The organism is Mycobacterium sp. E342 (assembly GCF_001667665.1).
Classification (GTDB): Bacteria; Actinomycetota; Actinomycetes; order Mycobacteriales; family Mycobacteriaceae; genus Mycobacterium.
In genome coordinates this window covers 1-586 of the sequence record NZ_LZJM01000020.1, presented here as the reverse complement: position 1 = coordinate 586, position 586 = coordinate 1, and the positions used below count along the sequence as shown (strand labels likewise).

Below are 586 nucleotides of genomic sequence, written 5' to 3'. Positions count from 1 at the left end.
GCCCGGGCGATCTCGCGAATCGTGGTGCGCGAATAGCCATTCTCGGCCACGCATCGCATCGCGGCGGTGATGATGCGGGCCCGGGTCTGCTCACCGTCGGCACCCACCGGGCGGCCCAATCGCGGCGGCGTGGCGCTCATGCGGCGGGAAGCACGTGGCAGCTCCGTCCATCACGCACTACGCACCTCCGCGGCGAAGCCGGAACTAATCGATCACTCGATTATATTCGACTGTGTCGGGCACCGAGAGCCGGCGGACGGGACGCGCGAGTGAGGACAGCACGGTGACGCGGGCGCAACGGGGACGTCCGGTCGGTGCCAGCGGCGAGGAGACGCGGCAGCGGATCGTCGTTGTCACCATGCGCTGCGTGGCCGAGAATGGCTATTCGCGCACCACGATTCGCGAGATCGCCCGGGCGGCGAACATCACCAGCGGAAGCCTGTACCACTACTTCCCGAACAAGTCCGAATTGCTGGACGCGGCCGTCGAGGACATCGAGCGCATCGCGGTGCCGCGGCTGCGAGCCGCCGCCGCGGGTTCCGGCGGCGTGGTCGAGCGCATCGCGGCGGTGCTGGACGAGGCGAGC

General features: G+C 69.3%; 2 protein-coding genes. One reads left to right on the top strand and one right to left on the bottom strand.

The features are described 5' to 3' along the window. Positions 1 to 140, bottom strand: a 140-nt coding sequence (locus A5692_RS27845) for a TetR/AcrR family transcriptional regulator (RefSeq protein WP_156765864.1), incomplete at its 3' end; no start/stop codon positions are given. Positions 141 to 283: 143 nt separating this feature from the next. Between A5692_RS27845 and A5692_RS01125 the strand changes: the two genes are divergently transcribed. Beyond that, positions 284 to 586: TetR/AcrR family transcriptional regulator (locus A5692_RS01125; protein WP_156765863.1), on the top strand; the 303-nt coding region annotated here is incomplete at its 3' end.